The following is a 1,256-nucleotide window of genomic DNA, read 5'->3' on the forward strand; positions in this document are numbered from 1 at the left end:
CCGGCCGGTCGAACCCGTCCGGGGTCAACGTCCCGGGCGGCTGGGAGGACGGTGGGCTGCTCAGCGGCCACTGGGCCGGTCACACCATGCGTAAAACAGGCGCTTATAAGGTCTATACCCAGTCAAACTATAATATTGGTTTAGTGATGCATTTATTAAACCATTCAAGTGAAGCCATGACCTTAACGTATCTTGGATTAGATCAAGCTAGTCGAGAAACGATGTTAGACCAAATTGATTTTGGGTAATGAATGTTTAGAACTTAGTAGTCGTCCAAAAACAACTACTTTTTTTGTTGAATCGTCCAAGGACGATTCGATGCTTTTGACTTGTAAGAACAGGATTGAATGAAGCCATACTGTTCGCATATTTTTAGTGGATGAACGAATAAAAAATCTCTCGTATTTTGTTTGTTCATCCATGGTTTTAGAAAAAAGAGGGACGATTTCGGAAGAAGAAAATCGTCTCTTTTTTTTCTTCTTTTTGTATGACAAAAAGAAAGATTTTTTGCCCATTTTATTTTTATAAAATGGGTAGGTGGCGTTTGCGTAAAGCAAATCGACACAATCCAAAGGGGATAAAAGGGGAAAGTGAAACTTCCCCCTTTTCAAGCCACATTGTAATACAAGAACGAAGTGTTTTGTATTACAATGTGATAGCTTACAGCAGTATTTATGGGTTTATATTTGCTATTTTGTTGTGAGGATTGTAACCGAATAGGGCGCAATGCTTATTACAAAATCAATGACAAAGGGCGATTGAGGAATGAGCGCTGGGGCATTTTATCTTTGAGGAGGCTATTTATGGATCAGAAAGAAGTATCACAAAATCAAACAAAGTACATTCAATTTAGATTATCTGAAGAACAATACAATAAGCTGAAAATTTCAGGAGAAACATATGGACTCTCTCCGAATCTTTATGCGAAAAAATTAGCACAAAAATCTCATTTAAAAAAACCTTATCTCGAACATGACCAAGCGAAATCTTTATTATTAGAACTCTCAAAACAAGGAACCAATTTAAATCAAATCGCCAAGAAACTCAATCAATTCGATCGGATGGACAACCAAGATAAAGAGCTGATCGTGGCTTTACGCTATACATACGGAGTACTCGCTCAAGCTCAAAAGGGGTATCAAGAGTTATGGCAACAATTGCAAAAATAAGCAATGGCGCAAGTGCAGCGAGCGCCCTTAATTATGCTTTAGGGCAAGACAGACCCATGCATGAAAAAACTGAACAGTGGCTACAAG

General features: G+C 38.9%; 2 protein-coding genes. Both read left to right on the forward strand.

What is annotated here, in order from left to right:
- On the forward strand, positions 1-248 hold a 248-nt coding region (locus tag ABZ321_RS58200; RefSeq protein WP_354905696.1), incomplete at its 5' end, for a hypothetical protein.
- A 555-nt stretch (positions 249-803) separates the two neighbouring features.
- Complete coding sequence (gene mobC / locus ABZ321_RS58205) at positions 804-1,169, forward strand: plasmid mobilization relaxosome protein MobC (RefSeq protein WP_032398722.1); 366 nt, start codon at positions 804-806, stop codon at positions 1,167-1,169.
- Positions 1,170-1,256 lie beyond the last annotated feature (87 nt).

Source organism: Dactylosporangium sp. NPDC006015 (genome assembly GCF_040614215.1).
Taxonomy (GTDB): domain Bacteria; phylum Actinomycetota; class Actinomycetes; order Mycobacteriales; family Micromonosporaceae; genus Dactylosporangium; species Dactylosporangium maewongense.